This window comes from Curvibacter sp. AEP1-3, from assembly GCF_002163715.1.
GTDB lineage: Bacteria > Pseudomonadota > Gammaproteobacteria > Burkholderiales > Burkholderiaceae_C > Allorhodoferax.
The window spans coordinates 1,027,165-1,044,220 of record NZ_CP015698.1 but is presented as its reverse complement, the minus strand read 5'-3'; the positions used below and the strand labels follow the sequence as shown (position 1 = coordinate 1,044,220).

Below are 17,056 nucleotides of genomic sequence, written 5' to 3'. Positions count from 1 at the left end.
GCGTCAGCTCCCGAGGTAAGCGTCAAGGACTTGTTTGTTGTTGCGGATTTCTTCGGGGGTGCCGATGGCCAGCACCTGGCCCTCCACCATCACCATGATGCGGTGGCACAGGTCCATCACAAAGTCCATGTTGTGCTCGATCACTACAAAAGAGCTCTTCTTGCCGAACTTCGGGTTCTGGTTGAGCTCTTTCAGTAGAGTGCTGATGCCACCGACCAGGCTGGGGTTCACGCCGGCGCAAGGTTCGTCCAGCAGCACCAGATCGGGCTCGCTCATGAAGGCCATGGCAATGTCCACCAGCTTTTGCTGGCCGTAGGACAGTTCGCCCGCCTTTTTGTCGGCCACATGGCGGATGCGGAACTGGTCGATCAGCGCATCGGCCTTGGCGCCCAATCCGGAGTCGGACGGGGCGAACATGCGGCTGAGCATGGAGCCTTGGTGCTCCTGCGCGGCGACGATCAGGTTGTCGCGCACGGTCATCTTGCCGAAGACCTGCAAGGTCTGGAAGGTGCGGCCCACACCGCGGCGGTTAAGTTCCAGCGGACCGGCGTGGGTAACGTCCTGGCCGTTGAGTTCGATCTTGCCTTCATCCGGCGTGATCTGGCCCAGCATGCTGTTGAACAGGGTGGTCTTGCCCGAGCCGTTGGGCCCGATCACGCCGAAGATTTCTCCAGGCATGACTTCGAAGGACACACCGCCGACGGCCTGAATGGCGCCGTAGGCCTTTTTGATGTTGGTAACTTTAAGCACGGGTTGGCTCATCATCGGGCTCCCTGTTGTTGGGCGGCAGCGGCACGGGCGGCGCTGGCTTCACGGGCCTGGCGTTTGGCCTTGATGCGGTCGGGAATGCTCAGCAGTCCATCCGGCAACCAGATCATCAGCAACACCACCGCAGAGCCGAACACAAAGAGGTACCAGGCCTGCGCAAAGCGCAGCCATTCGGGCAGGATGACGCCGACGGCAGAACCCAGCAGCGGGCCCAGGAAGTAGCCGGGACCACCGACCACCACCATCAGGTACATCATGATGGACGCGCCCACCGTGAAGGGCGCGGGTTCGATGAACTGCACCAGCGAAGCAAACAGCGCACCGGCAATGCCCGCATAGACGGCGCCAATGGCAAAGCTCAGCAGCGTGTAGCTGCGGGTGTTGATACCCAGGCTTTCGGCGCGTATGGGGTTGTCCCGCAACGCGGTAAATGCCTTGCCCCAGGGGCTGCGCAGCAGGCCCCATTGCAGGGCACCCAGAACGACGGCGGTGCCCAGCACAAAGTAGTAGTACGCGAGGTTGCCTTCCAGGGAATAGCCGAAAAGAGAAGGTCGGGCGATGTTGTTGATGCCAAAGGTGCCGCCGGTCAGCCACTCTTCATTGCGCATCACCAGCCAGACGGCCGTGTTAAAGCCCAGCGTGGCAAAGGCGAGGTAAATCGTCTGCACCCGCAATGCCGGAAAGCCCAGTGCGATGCCCACAATAAAGCAAATCAGCGCGGCAGCAGGCAAGCCCAGCCAGAAGCTGAAGCCCGCTTTCATCAGAATGGCCACGGTGTAGGCGCCTATGCCGAAGAAAGCCGCATGCCCCAGTGACTTCTGGCCCGCGTAACCGACGGTGAGGTTCAGGCCCATGGTGGCGATGACAAACACCAGCCAGTAAGAGAGCAGGTACACGCCGTAGTTTTTAAGAAAAGGCGGTGCAGCGAGCAGCAGTATTGCGCAAGCTGCTATCAAAATGAGAGTAATTTTTTTCATGAGGGTGTTCCGGTGGTACTCAGACTTTGCGTTCCACTTTTTTGCCCAAGAGCCCTTGCGGCTTGAACAAAATCACCACCATAAAGATCACGAGTGCCACCGCATCTTTGTACGCGGGGGAGATGTAGGCGGCGGCCAGGTTCTCGCACACGCCGACGATGAGCCCGCCCAACAGCGCGCCCCGTGAGTTGTTGAAGCCGCCGATGATGGCTGCGAAGAAAGCCTTGTTGCCCAGGGACTCACCCATGTCGAACTTGGCAAGGTAGGTGGGCGTGACTAAGAGCGCGGCCGCGACAGCCAGCACGGCATTGATGGCAAAGGCGTAAAAAATCATGCGGGGTACGTTGATGCCCAGAACCGAAGCGCTTTCGGTGTTTTGCGCCACCGCCTGCATGGCCCGGCCGGTGACCGTCTTGGTCATGAAAGCTTGCACCACAAAGACGAGGATCAGCGCTACCGCAAAGGTACCCACATCCGCCAAGGTAATGGTCACACCGGCGATGTTGAAGAGCTTGTCTGCAAACAGGCTGGGGAAAGGGTGGGCTTCGGCGCTGTAGCCGGCGCGCAGCCCGTTGCGCATGGCAATGGACAGGCCGATGGTGGCCACCACGATGGGCATCATGCCGAACTTGAACAAGGGGTCGACCAAGCCGCGTTTGAACACCCAGCCCAGCAGCAACACGGCCAACACGACCGTCATGGCGAAGCTCACCGCCAGGGGTGCGCCTATGCTCATGAAGCCCAGCATCATGAAAGCGGGCAGCATCACGAACTCGCCCTGGGCGAAGTTGATGGTGCCGCTGGCCTGCCACAAAAGCGTAAAGCCGAGGGCTGCCAGCGAGTAGATGGCGCCGGTGGCCATTCCACTGAAGAAGAGTTGGAGAAAGTCGGTCATTCGGAGTCCTTGGGGCGCGGTGCCAGCCGGGGAACTGGTGGTTCGCCAGCCCCCTGAAGAGAAAGCCCGCCTGGTCCGCTCGGGTGTCTGTGCCAGAGCGAGCAGGGGGCTTCAGGCCATTACTTCTTGGCCGGTGCAGCGGGCTTGGCAGCGGCTGCGGGTTTGTTCACGACGATGGGGTTCAGCGGGGGCAGGGTCGCCACCACCACTTGCTGGCCGTTTTTCACCTCCACCAAAAAGCTTTCGCGGTCCAGATCGCCGTTCTGGTCAAAGGCCACGTTCATCAGGATGCCGGGCTCCTTGTCGGTGGTCACCACCAGGCTGTGCAGCGCGTTGGCTACGGCCTTGCGGTCCAGCTTGCCGACTTTCTCAATCGCGGCCTTCAGGGTGTAGATGCCGGAGTAGCCCTTCATGCCGTTGTGGTCGGAGATGTATTTGTACTCCCGTTCGAACTTGGCGCGGAAGGCACGCACGGCGGGGATGGGGGCATCCACCGTCAGGCCCACGTGAGCGACGGCGCCGTTGGCGGCTTCGCCGGCCAGCTCAATGACCTTCTGGCCGGTGAGGGTGGTTTCACCGACGATGGGCTTGTTCCAGCCTTGCTTGCGCAGTTCGCGCAGGGCACGGGCGGACTCTTCTTCGTTGGTGTACACAAACACGCCGTCGGCATTGCTCTGCTTGGCCTTGAGCACTGCGGCAGAGAAGTCCACCTGGCCCGCATCGGTCGAGATTTCGGCTGCGATCTTGGTGCTGGAGTTGGCCAGCGCCTTTTTAATCATGTCCAGGCCGCCTTTGCCAAAATCGTTGTTCACGTAAATGATGGCGATGTTCTTGAGCTTGGCCTGATCGCTCATGTAGCGGGCCACTTTGGGCATGGCAGTCGCTTGGGTGAAGCTGGTGCGGAAGATGTAGGGGTTGCCTTGGGTGGTGATGCTGGCTGCCTCGCCGCCGGTGAAGTTGGGGATCTCCGCTTTGCGGCTTTCGGCCATGGACACCATGATGGAGCCGGAGAACACGGGGCCGAAGATGGCGAACACGTCATCGTCCACTGCCTTCTGGGTCAGGCCCTTGGCCACACCTGGGTTGGACTGGGTGTCAGAGGTGATGGTCTGGATCTTCTTGCCCAGGATGCCGCCGGAGGCGTTGATTTCTTTCACGGCCAGTTCCACACCATTTTTGAAGTTGGTGCCGGCGGATGCGCCACCACCAGACAGCTCGACGATATTGGCGATCTTGATCACTTCTTGGCTGAAAGCGCTGCTAGCGCCCATTAGCATTGCGCAGGCAGCTATCAATTTGAGAGTGTTCCGTTTTTGCATGGTGTCTGTCTCCTGTTATGGCGTTCGGGTGGGGGTAGACCGTCTGTTCGCTAGTCGTACGAATGGTGCGGTTCGAAGCGGACTTTAGCTATTCGCTTGTGTGAATGAAAGCGAAGAATCGCCAGATTGAGCGTTTGTCGTACTCAAAAGATCGATAATCGTTCATTTTACGGGTAAGCACTAGGCTGACACCGTTTTTCAGACCTCCAGAATCAGCGCCCATGACTACCGAACTTGCCCTGCGCCCGCCTGTAGTGGGGATTGACGCCCCCGCCCTGGACAAAAAGGATTGGATTGCCGGTCTGGAAAAAGGCTTGGGCCTGATTGAGGCCTTCGATGACGCCCACCAACGCATGACGGCCAGCCAGGCCGGCGAGCGCTGTGGCATGACCCGCACCGCCGCCCGGCGCTATCTGCTGACCTTGCAGTACCTGGGCTATGTCGCGAGCGACGGCAAGTTGTTCTGGCTGACGCCGCGGGTGCTGCGTATCGGTCAGTCCTACCTGGAGTCGGCCCGTTTGCCCCGAGTGGTGCAACCCTTCTTGCAGAGGGTGACTGCGGGTACTCAGGAGATAGCGTATGTGAGCGTGCTTGACGGGGATGAGATCGTCTACATCGCCCGCAACGGCAGCAACCGCCCCATGAGTACCGGCTATGTGTTGGGTTCCCGGGTACAGGCGCAGGTGACGTCTGCGGGCATGCTGATTCTTGCGATGCGCGACCCGGCTTGGTTGGAGGACTGGTTGCAAACCCGGCAGTTCAAGGCCTACACCTCGCACACCATTGCCAGCAAAGATCGCATGCGCGTGGAGCTGGCCCGCATACGGCAGCAGGGCTGGGCTGTCTCAGAGCAGCAACTCGAAATGAACTACCGCGGCGTGGCAGTGCCTTTGATTGACCGCCATGGGGCCTTGATGGGCGCGCTCAACGTCACCATGCCCATGGGTAACGAGAGTACGGATGATGCGGTGCGCCGTGTCCTGCCGGTATTGCAAGAAACCGCTCGCGCCATGCGCAACCTGATTTAAGCCGCGCCGGGCGTCTGCAGCTGGGCCTGCATGTCCGGCACGTACTGGGTGCTGACCCACTCCGAAATGACCTGGGTGGTCATGGACTCCGGGTGGCCGGCCTCCTCGCTAACCCGCGCTACTTCCTCGGCGGAAGTGACCACGCTGATGAACATTTGCAGCAAGGCCTGCATGCCCCCGGTGGACACTGCGGTGTCTCCCAGTTGCTTCAGGGCGGTCCACGCGTCGGTTTCAAAAGGGGCTGGGGTGAATCGGGTGGTCATGGTGTGCCTTTATTGATGCAGTGAAGTCTAGCTTCACTCCAGGAGCGTTCTGGTGGGTAATATGACTTCATGAACCAACGAAGGCTCCCTTGGCTGACCGCTGTGTTGCTGGGTCTGTCGGCCCTTGCATCTGCTCAGGATCGTGTCAAACCGGAAGGGTCAGGCAAACCTATGTTGGCAGATGTCATCGACATCGCGCCTTGGGGGCATATAGGGCCAGAGGGGCAACCGGTGGGTGTGTATGTGAGCCTTTTCAAACGCTTGTCTGACCTGAGTGCCTGCCCGTTGGAGCAACGTTTGACACCCATTCCCCGTGCAGTGACAGAAGTCACTCGCAACGTAGCGCAGGCGACCATCATGCTGGATCGCGCGGACTTGAACGCGGGTGCGGTGGAGGTGGGTGAAGTAACCCGACTGCAAATAGAAGTGTGGCTTCCCAATGGCAGCAAGCTGCGCAGCTTGGACGACCTGGTCGGCAAAACTGTCGGAGTGCTGCGGGGCCCGACTTACCACGAAGCTTTTGATCGCGACCCGCGGATAAAGAAAATCCCCGTTACCAGCCCCATCAACCAATTGGAAATGCTGTCCAAAGGCCGCTTGGATGCAGCCATTGGTGTGCGCGAGAACTTCATTTCAGCGATGGGTTCCGCCAGTCTAAGGTTTGAAACATTTGCTTCACCTATTGTTCTTGAGCAACGTAAGGTCAAGCTGTGGGTGTCCCCCAGTATGAGGGACACACCTTGCGCGGTCCGATTAGCCAAGGCTTTAACGGAGGTACGGCGCAATGGCGAAGTGGACAAAATGTTAAGAGACATCATCAGCTATAGCCCCGGCGAAAGCCTGAAGGCGAAGTAAGCTCAGCGTGTTTACTGCCGTTTTGTATTTTCATGACTTCGTCCACCTTTCTTCCGAGCACTGATAAAGCTAATCCGCGTACCGAAGCAGCATTGGCGCGCCTACGCAAGGCAATGGCAGAGATTGAGGCCGATATAGCAAACCACCAGGGCGTGTACCCCTTCAACCACGGCAGAGTGACCCAAAGTGAGTTGTGTCGTCGGGCGGATGTCAAAAAAGCTACTCTACAGACGCCGCTGCATAAAGACACCACCCGGGTCCAGATTCTTGCGTGGCTCGATAGCGTCACTGCAGGTCTGTCTGTCACCCGTGATGCCACCCGAGAAAAGGTCACTGCGGCTGCAGACACGCTAGCCGCTGAAGTGCATCGGTTGGAAGCCGAGCTTCAGGCGGCTTTGTTGCAGCTGGGGCTGGCCGAACAACGGATGGAGGTGTTGGAGATGGAGAGGGCGGAGTTGCTTGCGCGGTTACTTCCAACCAGTGCTGAAGCACCGCCCTCGTCACACTGAATTAGCGAGGCAGCGCTTTCATCGGGGTGACGTGCCTGTGGGTGTGGCCGTCACCGAGCTTGAACCTGGAAACGACGTTCACAAGATCATAGGCCTGGGCCTTCAAGCTGCTCGCAGCGGCGGCCATTTCTTCAACCAATGCGGCGTTCTGTTGGGTTGCTTTTTCCATGTGGTTGACCGCCTCGGCTACATGGGCAACGCCGGTACTTTGTTCTGCACTGGCGGTACTGATTTCCCCCATCAGAGTGGTGACACGTTGGATGGACGCCACTACGTCCGACATGATGACGCCGGCCTCGTCCACCAGTGCGGTTCCTGATTCGACGCGTTCCACACTGGCGTCGATCAACGCCTTGATCTCTTTGGCGGCGTTGGCCGACCTGCCCGCCAGACTCCGAACTTCGGAAGCGACCACCGCAAAGCCTCGCCCGTGTTCCCCCGCACGAGCGGCCTCTACCGCGGCGTTGAGCGCGAGGATATTGGTTTGAAAAGCAATCCCATCGATGACGCCAATGATGTCGCTGATTTTTCTGGAGGATTCATTGATGCCCTTCATGGTGCCCACGACTTGATTGACGATGGTCCCACCTTTTGCCGCGATGTCGCTTGCGTTGATGGCAAGTGCATTGGCTTGAAGGGCGGCTTCTGCGTTTTTGCGAACCGTGGAATTGAGCTCTTCCATGGAGGCAGCGGTTTCTTCCAACGCGCTGGCCTGGTTTTCCGTACGGGTGCTCAGATCCTGATTGCCTTGGGCTATTTGTGTCGAAGCCGTTGAGACCTGTTCGGAGTTCTCTCTTACGGATGCCACCACTTGACGCAATGACGACTGCATTCTGGCCATGGAAGCTACGACGCTTGACGAGTCACCCGGGTTCAGCGCCACCGTTGAGGCCAGGTCACCATCGGCAACCCGGTTTGCCAGCGCACCCAAATCGTGGGGCTCAGCGCCCAACGATTTGATCAAGTGCCGGGTAATCAGTGTGCCAGCGACCATTGCAAAAAGCGAGGCAAGTCCACAGGCAAGGAGAAGTGCATTGCGTTGATTGGAGTAAGCGTTTTCAGCCTGCTGAACTTGTTCGAATGCTTGCTGCGCTGCTTGCTTGGCATAGGCGTCCGATACCTTGACCAGGGCGGCCAGCAGGGGGCGGCAGTCTTTGTTCATTTTCGCAATGGCCTCATCGTTCTTTTTGGCCAGAGCGAGCTCAACAATGTTCAGCGCCACCGGTCCATAGGCCTGCTCGACCCGATCCATTTCCGATATCAGCCGTTTGTCCTCACCATTGGAGTCTCTGGAAAGTTCCTTGAGCTTCTCCAAATGCAATGCTACGTCGCGATGGGCCGTGCTCACGATGGCTTTCTCAATCTCCATATCTTCCGGTGTGGTGACCAGGACAAGATTGCGCGCTGCGATGGCACGTTTGTCGATGTCTTGACGAACCTGTGCTGCCAGATTCGCTCGTGCATGGACTCCCTGGATGTACTCCTCGAAGCGCATATTGGCATTTGCCAGTGCGCTTAGCGCAAAGCCTGAAATGGCGATGGAGATAACAAGTAGCAGCGCGAAAGCACCACCCAGCATTGTACGAACGGAAGCAGTCTTCATGAGTAATCTCGATTGAAATGAGGAGGGGCCAGTCGAGCGGCGAAGGGGTTCCCACCAGGTGGTGGACTTCGCCTCAGGTAATCTGGTAGCTCTTGAGTAGCTCGACTCCCAGATAGGTGATCACCACCAGAGGAATGCAGGCCAAGGGCCAATAGAGCGGCGAAAACTGCATACAGACGGCATGAAAAGTTTCGTGCGTTTTTTGCCTGCCAGCGACTGCCAGTAGATTGATAACTTTGTGGGCATCTGTGCTGACCGAATGCGCTTGGGCTTGGGTAACGCATCCGGAATCGCTGGAGAACGCATGGAGAAAGACTTCCTGCTGCTGCTTTTTGTACTCCACCAAGCTAACGCACAGGTCCTGTAGCACAGGGTCAGAGTGGAAACTTCGGATCACATTGGCAATGGAGTCCCACCGCTGGTTGACCTCGATTTCAATGTTTCTTCGCACTCCCGCAGTGGTGTGCATCAAAAGAAGGTTTTCGAGAAACTGGAAGGTCAGAATGCATTCATGGATGTGGCAGGCGTGGCGCTCAAAGTTCTCTTTTCTGCGCATCAGAAAGAGTACTTTTCTGAATCTTTTTTCAAGCAACCAATCGGTGCCCAGTGCCAGCAGATAGATTGCTGTCGTCGCAAAGGCGACGAAGGTGATTAGGGTCCATGTGTGCATGGCTATGGATTGGGGCTGTTCAAGGTTTGCGATAGCCACTTTCTGTATTCAATCGGAGACATTCCAAACTTTCTTTTGAATGCCCGGCTGAAGGTGGAAAGATCATTGAATCCCCGGCTCAGAGCCAGCTGATTCATGTTCAGATCGGAACGCTGCCCTGCGAGCACGTGCCGGCAATCGTCAAGCCGCCGGTCGCGTATGTATCCGACGACAGTGAGATTTGATTTTGAGAAGATCAAGTAAAGACTGCGCAAAGACATGTGCATGGCGTCTGCCAAATCTTGTGGCTTTAGCTCAGGGTCATAGAGGCGCTGGTCGATCAGGCGCATGGCACGTTGCAGCTTGCCGGCGTCAGGATCCTGGAGTTGCTCACTTTTCCTTTTCAAAATAGCTTTGACCATCAGGTTGCGGGCCGCAAGGAGTGCCAGCACGAGGTCAGCGTCTGAGAATCCCCGCCATTCCGCCAGCAAGCCTTCCAGAAAGCCTCCGAGCATCTTTCCAAACGGGTCCCCCGGTTTGAAATGCATACCAGCCACTTCAGGAATGTTGATGATTTGGTTCCTAAGGTGCTTTTCTTTGAAAGAGATATTCAACATGCGGATGGGTTCTTGCACGTTGAATACGCAGGGACTGCCGCTGTGCCAGATCACGCAGTCCCCTGACGCGATATGCAGTCGTCCCATAGGCGTCTCCAGAGTGTCCATACCTTCGGCGAAGTAGCTGATGGCAATAAATGACTCGCAAGACGCCTGGGGGTCAAATCTCCCTATCGACGGACCGATCCGGACCTCAGTGATCTCCATATCGGACACCTTGGTCTTGTTCAATTCACAAACTGCGTCTTCCAAGCCGGGGCTGTACATGAACCAACCACGATCGGCCAGGCCCAGCTCGATGGCAAAGTTTCTGGAGCTACGGTTTGAATGGGTCTCCATATATTTTTTTGTATCGGTGCCTATGAAAGCGTCCATGCGTCATCAACGACAAATGACTTCGCCATGGGGTTGTGTGAATTACTAAGTCAATCGAACGAACTAAGGGAGCTTAGGATTTGAGCCCCCATACGGTCAAGGTTGCGCATGAATGTCAATTTGACAATCTATGCAAACCCTTTCAAAAAGTGAAACTTTTTGTAACCGTGTACGAATGAGTGCACTTCTTTCTGGCCGGTAGCGGGATCCGGTAGTTCCTGGTACCGAACCTAGGCCTCGGTGAGGGGCAAAGCGCGTGCCCTAATGCTCTGGACTGCATTGGACCCAGTGCATCGCCGCGTCCAATTTTTCGTTAACCGGACGGGGCGCTTAAAAGTAGTTCCTGAGGCACGTCACTGCCAGCCCGCAGGACGAACAAGTGCTTTCTGCGCACTGGACAGCGCGTGGGTTCCTACTCCAGTCTTAAAGCATGTGTGCGTCTTCGACCATCAGTCTTGCCTTGAAGGTGCCCTTATGAATGCGGAATGCTGCGACGCTTTGGACCAGTTCCTGGGCGCGTGCCCGCAGACTGGCCGCTGCTGCAGACATTTCTTCTACCAAGGCAGCGTTTTGCTGGGTGGTTTGGTCCATATGAACGACGGCCTCTCCAATCTGGGACACCCCGGAGGCCTGTTCCGAGCTGGCTGCACTGATGGAGTCCATCAGATCGGCTACCTGTTGTATGGCCTGCACCACGTCATGCATGGTGGTTCCAGCTTGTTGCGCCTGGTCGCTGCCGGTGCATACCCTGTCCACACTGGTTGAAATCAAGCCCTTGATTTCCTTGGCAGCTTCGGCGCTGCGTCCTGCAAGCGAGCGTACTTCACTGGCCACCACGGCAAAGCCGCGACCTTGTTCCCCTGCGCGGGCCGCCTCCACAGCTGCATTGAGGGCCAGGATATTGGTCTGGAAAGCGATGCCGTCAATGACACCGATGATGTCTGCAATGCGCTTCGACGACTGGTCTATGCCTTGCATGGTCTGCACGACTTGCGCCACCACCTCGCCACCTTTGCGCGCGATGCCGGAAGCAACATGCGCCAGACGGTAAGCCTCGCGGGCGCTGTCTGCGTTCTGTCGTACGGTGGCACTGAGCTGCTCCATGGAGGCGGCGGTTTGCTCCAGGGCGCTGGCCTGTCTCTCTGTGCGCGACGACAGGTCGCCGCTGCCACTTGCGATTTGTGTGCTGCCGCTTGCAACGCTCTCCGAGCCCTCCCGCACCGTCCCGACCATCATTTGCAAGGCGTCCTGCATACGGGCCATGCCGGCCATCACGCTATCCGGGGCGTGGGCGGGCACTGTGATGCGGGTTGTCAAGTCACCCTGTGCCACGGCATTGGTGATGGACAGGACCTCTGCGGGCTCACCACCGAGTTGCCGGTGGAGCGTCCGGATCATGAAATAACCCAGCGCTATGGCAATCAGCAGACCACCCAAGATAGCCGTCAGGCAGACTACTCGTATCCAAGCGAAGTAGGCCACACCGGATTCGTATTCCTGTTTCGAAACCGCGTACTGGATTCCGTTGAGCTGCTCAATTTTTTCCATGACAGGGGCCATCTGGCGGACCACTTGGTCGTTGTAGACCATGAGTGCCTTGCCATGGTCCCGGTCGGCAAGGGCGTTGCGCATGGGGCGTAAGGCCTGGTCCAACAATGAACGATAGAGCGCTGAAAACTCTTTGGCCAACGCAGTTTCTTCCGGGGTCAGGTAGGTCGCCTCGTACGCCTGCCAGGTTGTGCCGATGTGTGAGGTGTTGCGGTCGAACTCGGCAATCTGGCCGGTCGTGTGCACAGCCTCGGGGTTCATCACACTGTCCATGAGGACGATGCGGTTGCGTTGCAATAGCCGCGAGACTTCGCCTAGTTGGCCCAGTGCAATGACGCGATCTTCATAGACGGTTTTCAGTGAATCATTGGATGCAGCCAGGCCCTGGAGGCCGAGGCCCCCGATGCCAAGTAGCAGGCATCCCAGGATGCCGATGATCCACTGAAGGCGGGTCGCAATTTTCCAGGCTTTCATATGCACGTTCTCCCTACAAACAAAGGAGCAGCATGCCCGATGATCCAACGGATATCCGCCGGTCGCCGCCTCCCGTTAGCAATAGGTGCACAGCTCCGCCTTGGTGGTCTATGAGCTGCTTGTGCGCTGCATTTTGGTGCATCGATATGAAAAATGCACCATTTCGATACGAATTTAGGGAATTTTCAGGTTTTTAGCCGGACATGAGCTTGTGCACCAGGTCTGCCGTGGTTGAAGCCTTGTACTTGCGCATCAGTCGTGCGCGGTAGATTTCCACGGTGCGGTGGCTGATCTCCAGCGTTTTGCCGATCTGCTTGGAGGTCTGACCCTGCATGAGGTAGGCCGCAACTTCCCGCTCCCGGGGGGTGAGTTCCGCGCGCACCGGACGCAGGGCGCTCAGGTCCTCGAAAGTCCAGATGCCGGCCTCGTGCGGGGCGCTGGGGTTCAGGGCCCTGCCGCTCACGTGGCACCAGAAGGTTTCGCCCTTGAAGCGGCCGTCCAGCCGTTTCATGATCCGGTCATCTGCGTAGGTTCCATTGCGATTCAGCAAAGGGGCCATGCGCGCGCCGAGGCGCTCGAATTCGTCCGCGCTGGGGTACAGCACCTGGAAGGACTGGCCGACCAACTGGTCTTTACCGGCGCCGAACATGTCGCAGAGTTGCTGGTTGCAATCGATCATGGTGCGGTTGCGGGACAGCGCCAGCCCGACGGGCGCGAGGTCAAAGGCTTGGCGGTAGTCAATATCCATGCGGTTTGCAGTGAGGGAAAGGCTTTACGGAGAACTACGTATGCGGTTACGTAGTATCGTAGCGGCCATGTTGTTTCTATCCATATAGGAGATACGCGCAGTGAACAAGATTTACCCCAGCGCCGCCGCGGCGCTTGAAGGCATCATTCAGGACGGCCAGTTACTGGGCGTGGGAGGTTTCGGCCTGTGCGGCATTCCGGAGGCTTTGATTGACGCCCTGCGCGACAGCGGCGCCAAGAACCTGACCGCCATTTCCAACAACGCTGGTGTGGACGGTTTTGGTCTGGGCAAACTGCTGGAGACCCGCCAGATCAAGAAAATGATTTCCAGCTACGTGGGTGAGAACAAGGAATTCGAGCGCCAGTACCTGGCCGGCGAGCTGGAGTTGGAATTCACCCCCCAAGGTACCTTGGCTGAGAAGCTGCGCGCCGGTGGTGCGGGCATTCCCGCTTTCTTTACCAAGACCGGTGTGGGCACCATGGTGGCAGAGGGCAAAGAGCTGCGTGAGTTTGATGGCGAAACCTATGTGATGGAACGCTCCTTGGTGCCGGATGTGTCGCTGGTCAAAGCCCATCGTGCCGACAAGTCTGGCAACCTGCAGTTCCGCTTCACCGCGCGCAACTTCAACCCCGCCGTCGCTATGGCAGGCAAAGTTTGCGTGGTAGAGGTCGAAGAGATTGTGGAGACCGGCGCTATCGCCCCGGACCATGTGCATCTGCCGGGCATTTACGTGCACCGCATCGTCCTGAATGCTTCGCCCGAGAAGCGGATTGAAAAACGCACGATCACAGAGAAAGCAGGAGTCTGAACATGAGCTGGAATCAAGACCAAATGGCTGCCCGTGCGGCCCATGAGTTGGAAGACGGGTTTTATGTGAACCTCGGTATCGGCATTCCTACCTTGGTGGCCAACCATGTGCCAGCAGACAAAGAGGTGTGGCTGCAGAGCGAAAACGGCATGCTGGGCATAGGCCCGTTTCCGACCGAAGACGAGGTGGACGCTGACCTGATCAATGCCGGTAAACAAACGGTAACCACCATCAAGGGCAGCAGCATCTTCGGTTCGGACCAGAGCTTTGCCATGATCCGCGGCGGCAAGATCAATCTGTCCATTTTGGGCGCCATGCAAGTGAGCGAAAAGGGCGATCTCGCGAACTGGATGATTCCCGGCAAGATGGTCAAGGGCATGGGCGGCGCGATGGACTTGGTCGCCGGCGTGAAGCGTGTGATCGTGCTCATGGAGCACGTGGCCAAGAAGAAAGATGGCACCGAGGACCTGAAGATCCTGCCCAGCTGCACCTTGCCCTTGACCGGCGTGGGTGTAGTGGACCGCATCATCACGGACCTGGCTGTCATGGACATCACCCCTGAAGGGCTGAAGCTGGTGGAGTTGGCTCCCGGCGTCACCCGCGAGGCTGTGCAGTCTAAAACGGGTGTTACCCTGCTCTAAGCCGGGGGTTCTAGCGGGTAAGATGCTGCGCAGTGTCAAACCCCGGGGAAAACATGTCCAGAGCGCTTAAATTTCTGATGTTCATCTACTTCGTGGTCTTCGCGACCACGGGGGCTTTCATGGTTCTCATCGTGAATGCGGATGAAACCTCCCAACCCTGGATTGCGCTCCTGGTGCGCAACCACGCCATTGTCTATGCGTGGCATTTGGGCTGCTGGATGGTGATGGGCATGTTTACCAACTACTACTGGGATTTGTTCAACCTGGGCAAGGGGCTGGAGTCCATGCAGGCATTGCGCATTGGTTTGCCTTTGCTGGTGTCTCCGTTTGTGTTCATGCCGGTGTACAACCTTTGGCTGGCCTCCAGCTCGCAGAGCTACATGTTGTTTGCCGTGATCGCTATCCAAAGCGGCTTCTTCTGGCAGGCCCTGTTGACCAAGGTTGCGCCTTTGGACCGGGCACCTTCCATTCCATGGTCGGTGAACAACGGCGTAAACCGCAATGCGCGCGCCAGCAACCCGCAAGGGCCTGAGCTGAGCTGATCAGATTGCTACAGCAAAAAAACGGGGCCTCGGCCCCGTTTTTTTTTCGGTGCGTCCGGCAGGACGCTCTCACTAGGAGGTGAAAGACCTCTACTCGCCCTGCAAGGGGAAGGGTTAGCCAATGGCAAGGGCTTCGCGGGCGACTGCGAGTCTGAAGGAAGCCGGATGGCAAAGCGCTGGTTCGACGAACAGGAAGCGGATATGAGGCGCCACAGGGGGGTAAGGAGTCCGAAATCTCTGAAGCCCAAAACTTGCACGGAACTCTGTGGCGTAGATCCGACGGACATAAGCGTGAAAGTGGGTGCGTAATACCCGGAGAGATCTGAGTGTGGTGCCCGTAAGGGCTACCGGCCATCGAAAGGTGACGGGAGGCTCGCTCAGAAGTCAGCAGAGGGCATAGTAGGTGCAACCCAAGGTGATGAGCCACAAGAGGCGGCACCGAAGGCCCGAACAAGTGGAAACGAGAGTAGGAACGAAGTCACTCGATGCCAATCGATGAAGCAGAAGCCCTCGCAAGAGGGGCCCACAGCGAAGGAACCGGACGGAATCTGGGGAGTGCGCACGTGGGTGCTGAGGTGGGTACGGCGTACGTCGAGCAACCGAAATCGGAGAGAGACCGGCTCATGAGCCGAGTCGTGGATCGCGACAACATGCAGCTCGCTTACAGCCGAGTCATGAAGAATCGCGGCGCACCCGGCATTGACGGAATGCGCTGTGAAGACCTCAAGACGTGGCTCAAAGTGAACTGGTCGCAAGTAAAGAAGTCGTTACTGGATGGAACCTACCGCCCCCAAGCGGTACGTCGGGTGGACATACCCAAGCCGCAAGGCGGGGTACGCACGCTCGGAGTGCCCACGGTGGTGGACAGGCTGATTCAGCAGGCGCTACATCAGGCGATGCAACCCCTGTTTGAACCTACCTTCTCGCAAAGCAGCTACGGCTTCAGACCGGGGAAAAGTGCGAAGCAGGCGGTAAGCAAAGCGGCAGAGTACATCCGTGGCGGCAAGCGCTGGGTGGTGGACATGGACCTGGAGAAATTCTTCGACCGTGTCAACCACGACGTGCTGATGGCGCGGGTGGCACGCCAGGTACAGGACAAAACCGTCCTGAGCCTGATACGCAGGTTTCTGGAGGCCGGGATGATGGCCAACGGGGTAGAGACACCACGGTACGAGGGTACACCGCAAGGCGGCCCCCTGTCACCACTACTGTCCAACATCCTGTTGACTGATTTAGACCGGGAGCTAGAGGCACGCAAGCTGCTGTTTTGCAGGTATGCGGATGACTGCAACATCTACGTGAGCAGTCAGCGGGCGGGCCAACGCATCATGGAGGGCATAAAGAGGTTTCTTGCAAACCGGCTCAAGCTCACTGTGAACGAGACCAAAAGTGCGGTTGAGCGGCCATGGAAACGCAAGTTTCTGGGATACAGCGTGACAGCACAACGAGCCAGCAAAATCCGAATAGCCAAGGAAAGCACGCAACGCCTGATGCACGCCGTGCGCACATACTGTGCACAGGGACGGGGCAGGCCACTGCCCCAGACCATCGAAAAGCTAAATCCGGTTTTACGGGGATGGATGAACTACTTCAGCCTGACCCAGAGCCACAAGCCCATCGAAGCACTGGATATGTGGGTACGTAGACGGCTACGCGCCCTGATGTGGAGGCAATGGAAAAGGACAAAGACGCGGGAATCCAAAATGCTCGCACTCGGGCTCGATGCCCAGCGGGCATGGAAGTCCAGCGTCAATGGCCATGGTCCATGGTGGAACGCCGGTGCCAAACACCTGCGCCAAGCTCTCCCGACGAAATACTTCACGCAACTCGGGCTGGTCTCGCTGGTGGCAACCCACCAGCACCTCCAGCGTCCTACTTGAACCGCCGTATGCGGAACCGCACGTACGGTGGTGTGAGAGGGCTGAGGGGGTAACCCCTCACCCTACTCGATGTGCGTCCGGCAGGACGCTCTCACTAGGAGGTGAAAGACCTCTACTCGCCCTGCAAGGGGAAGGGTTAGCCAATGGCAAGGGCTTCGCGGGCGACTGCGAGTCTGAAGGAAGCCGGATGGCAAAGCGCTGGTTCGACGAACAGGAAGCGGATATGAGGCGCCACAGGGGGGTAAGGAGTCCGAAATCTCTGAAGCCCAAAACTTGCACGGAACTCTGTGGCGTAGATCCGACGGACATAAGCGTGAAAGTGGGTGCGTAATACCCGGAGAGATCTGAGTGTGGTGCCCGTAAGGGCTACCGGCCATCGAAAGGTGACGGGAGGCTCGCTCAGAAGTCAGCAGAGGGCATAGTAGGTGCAACCCAAGGTGATGAGCCACAAGAGGCGGCACCGAAGGCCCGAACAAGTGGAAACGAGAGTAGGAACGAAGTCACTCGATGCCAATCGATGAAGCAGAAGCCCTCGCAAGAGGGGCCCACAGCGAAGG

General features: G+C 57.9%; 17 protein-coding genes. 7 read left to right on the top strand and 10 right to left on the bottom strand.

What is annotated here, in order from left to right; all coding sequences use genetic code 11:
- Positions 1-3: 3 nt before the first annotated feature.
- From AEP_RS04950 to AEP_RS04935, 4 genes are all read right to left on the bottom strand, one after another.
- A complete protein-coding gene (locus AEP_RS04950) occupies positions 4-762 on the bottom strand; it encodes an ABC transporter ATP-binding protein (RefSeq protein WP_087494357.1) in 759 nt (252 codons plus the stop codon).
- Positions 762-1,745, bottom strand: a complete 984-nt coding sequence (locus tag AEP_RS04945; RefSeq protein ID WP_087494356.1) for a branched-chain amino acid ABC transporter permease — start codon at positions 1,743-1,745, stop codon at positions 762-764. Before AEP_RS04945 ends, AEP_RS04950 begins: the two co-directional genes overlap by 1 nt.
- Before the next feature lie 19 nt (positions 1,746-1,764).
- On the bottom strand, positions 1,765-2,640 hold the full coding sequence (locus AEP_RS04940) for a branched-chain amino acid ABC transporter permease (protein ID WP_087494355.1): 876 nt from the start codon (positions 2,638-2,640) through the stop codon (positions 1,765-1,767).
- Positions 2,641-2,759: 119 nt separating this feature from the next.
- Positions 2,760-3,959: an ABC transporter substrate-binding protein gene (locus AEP_RS04935; protein WP_087494354.1), complete on the bottom strand. Its 1,200-nt coding sequence runs from the start codon at positions 3,957-3,959 to the stop codon at positions 2,760-2,762.
- A gap of 221 nt (positions 3,960-4,180) precedes the next feature.
- Between AEP_RS04935 and AEP_RS04930 the strand changes: the two genes are divergently transcribed.
- On the top strand, positions 4,181-4,987 hold the full coding sequence (locus AEP_RS04930) for an IclR family transcriptional regulator domain-containing protein (RefSeq protein ID WP_087494353.1): 807 nt from the start codon (positions 4,181-4,183) through the stop codon (positions 4,985-4,987).
- Here the strand turns inward: AEP_RS04930 and AEP_RS04925 are convergent.
- A complete protein-coding gene (locus AEP_RS04925) occupies positions 4,984-5,250 on the bottom strand; it encodes a hypothetical protein (RefSeq protein ID WP_087494352.1) in 267 nt (88 codons plus the stop codon). The two genes, AEP_RS04930 and AEP_RS04925, sit on opposite strands and share 4 nt — an antisense overlap.
- 69 nt (positions 5,251-5,319) lie before the next feature.
- Between AEP_RS04925 and AEP_RS04920 the strand changes: the two genes are divergently transcribed.
- Positions 5,320-6,105 carry a substrate-binding periplasmic protein gene (locus tag AEP_RS04920; protein WP_087494351.1) on the top strand — a complete coding sequence of 262 codons (786 nt, stop codon included), beginning with the start codon at positions 5,320-5,322 and terminating at the stop codon, positions 6,103-6,105.
- A 32-nt stretch (positions 6,106-6,137) separates the two neighbouring features.
- Positions 6,138-6,614 carry a hypothetical protein gene (locus AEP_RS04915; RefSeq protein ID WP_157673052.1) on the top strand — a complete coding sequence of 159 codons (477 nt, stop codon included), beginning with the start codon at positions 6,138-6,140 and terminating at the stop codon, positions 6,612-6,614.
- 1 nt (position 6,615) lies between these two features.
- On the opposite strand, the gene AEP_RS21265 is transcribed toward AEP_RS04915, so the two are convergent.
- The 5 genes from AEP_RS21265 to AEP_RS04890 form a co-directional block, all read right to left on the bottom strand.
- Positions 6,616-8,217 carry a methyl-accepting chemotaxis protein gene (locus AEP_RS21265; protein ID WP_087494349.1) on the bottom strand — a complete coding sequence of 534 codons (1,602 nt, stop codon included), beginning with the start codon at positions 8,215-8,217 and terminating at the stop codon, positions 6,616-6,618.
- A gap of 73 nt (positions 8,218-8,290) precedes the next feature.
- Positions 8,291-8,926: a hypothetical protein gene (locus AEP_RS04905; RefSeq protein WP_157673051.1), complete on the bottom strand. Its 636-nt coding sequence runs from the start codon at positions 8,924-8,926 to the stop codon at positions 8,291-8,293.
- Complete coding sequence (locus AEP_RS04900; protein WP_087494347.1) at positions 8,890-9,858, bottom strand: helix-turn-helix domain-containing protein; 969 nt, start codon at positions 9,856-9,858, stop codon at positions 8,890-8,892. The genes AEP_RS04905 and AEP_RS04900 overlap by 37 nt, the downstream gene beginning before the upstream one ends.
- A 423-nt stretch (positions 9,859-10,281) precedes the next feature.
- The gene (locus AEP_RS21260; protein ID WP_087494346.1) at positions 10,282-11,880 is read right to left on the bottom strand and encodes a methyl-accepting chemotaxis protein; all 1,599 of its coding nucleotides are present in this window, start codon (positions 11,878-11,880) and stop codon (positions 10,282-10,284) included.
- 193 nt (positions 11,881-12,073) lie between these two features.
- Positions 12,074-12,628 (bottom strand): PAS and helix-turn-helix domain-containing protein, encoded by a 555-nt coding sequence (locus AEP_RS04890; RefSeq protein WP_087494345.1) that lies wholly within the window; start codon positions 12,626-12,628, stop codon positions 12,074-12,076.
- A gap of 100 nt (positions 12,629-12,728) precedes the next feature.
- Here AEP_RS04890 and AEP_RS04885 point away from each other — a divergent pair, with 100 nt between their 5' ends.
- From AEP_RS04885 to ltrA, 4 genes are all read left to right on the top strand, one after another.
- Complete coding sequence (locus AEP_RS04885) at positions 12,729-13,436, top strand: CoA transferase subunit A (protein ID WP_087494344.1); 708 nt, start codon at positions 12,729-12,731, stop codon at positions 13,434-13,436.
- Between the two features lie 2 nt (positions 13,437-13,438).
- Positions 13,439-14,077, top strand: coding sequence for a 3-oxoacid CoA-transferase subunit B (locus AEP_RS04880; protein ID WP_087494343.1), 639 nt, complete (start codon positions 13,439-13,441; stop codon positions 14,075-14,077).
- Between the two features lie 53 nt (positions 14,078-14,130).
- A complete protein-coding gene (locus AEP_RS04875) occupies positions 14,131-14,619 on the top strand; it encodes a hypothetical protein (RefSeq protein WP_157673050.1) in 489 nt (162 codons plus the stop codon).
- Positions 14,620-15,242: 623 nt separating this feature from the next.
- Complete coding sequence (ltrA, locus tag AEP_RS04870; RefSeq protein ID WP_335583050.1) at positions 15,243-16,499, top strand: group II intron reverse transcriptase/maturase; 1,257 nt, start codon at positions 15,243-15,245, stop codon at positions 16,497-16,499.
- Positions 16,500-17,056: the final 557 nt, after the last annotated feature.

Coding starts and splice junctions, on each gene's coding strand:
- AEP_RS04930 (WP_087494353.1), top strand. CDS start 4,181: ATGACTACCGAACTTGCCCTGCGCCCGCCTGTAGTGGGGATTGACGCC.
- AEP_RS04890 (WP_087494345.1), bottom strand. CDS start 12,628: ATGGATATTGACTACCGCCAAGCCTTTGACCTCGCGCCCGTCGGGCTG.
- AEP_RS04925 (WP_087494352.1), bottom strand. CDS start 5,250: ATGACCACCCGATTCACCCCAGCCCCTTTTGAAACCGACGCGTGGACC.
- AEP_RS04880 (WP_087494343.1), top strand. CDS start 13,439: ATGAGCTGGAATCAAGACCAAATGGCTGCCCGTGCGGCCCATGAGTTG.
- AEP_RS04920 (WP_087494351.1), top strand. CDS start 5,320: ATGAACCAACGAAGGCTCCCTTGGCTGACCGCTGTGTTGCTGGGTCTG.
- AEP_RS04945 (WP_087494356.1), bottom strand. CDS start 1,745: ATGAAAAAAATTACTCTCATTTTGATAGCAGCTTGCGCAATACTGCTG.
- AEP_RS04915 (WP_157673052.1), top strand. CDS start 6,138: ATGACTTCGTCCACCTTTCTTCCGAGCACTGATAAAGCTAATCCGCGT.
- AEP_RS04950 (WP_087494357.1), bottom strand. CDS start 762: ATGAGCCAACCCGTGCTTAAAGTTACCAACATCAAAAAGGCCTACGGC.
- AEP_RS21265 (WP_087494349.1), bottom strand. CDS start 8,217: ATGAAGACTGCTTCCGTTCGTACAATGCTGGGTGGTGCTTTCGCGCTG.
- AEP_RS04935 (WP_087494354.1), bottom strand. CDS start 3,959: ATGCAAAAACGGAACACTCTCAAATTGATAGCTGCCTGCGCAATGCTA.
- AEP_RS04875 (WP_157673050.1), top strand. CDS start 14,131: ATGTCCAGAGCGCTTAAATTTCTGATGTTCATCTACTTCGTGGTCTTC.
- ltrA (WP_335583050.1), top strand. CDS start 15,243: ATGAGCCGAGTCGTGGATCGCGACAACATGCAGCTCGCTTACAGCCGA.
- AEP_RS04900 (WP_087494347.1), bottom strand. CDS start 9,858: ATGGACGCTTTCATAGGCACCGATACAAAAAAATATATGGAGACCCAT.
- AEP_RS04940 (WP_087494355.1), bottom strand. CDS start 2,640: ATGACCGACTTTCTCCAACTCTTCTTCAGTGGAATGGCCACCGGCGCC.
- AEP_RS21260 (WP_087494346.1), bottom strand. CDS start 11,880: ATGAAAGCCTGGAAAATTGCGACCCGCCTTCAGTGGATCATCGGCATC.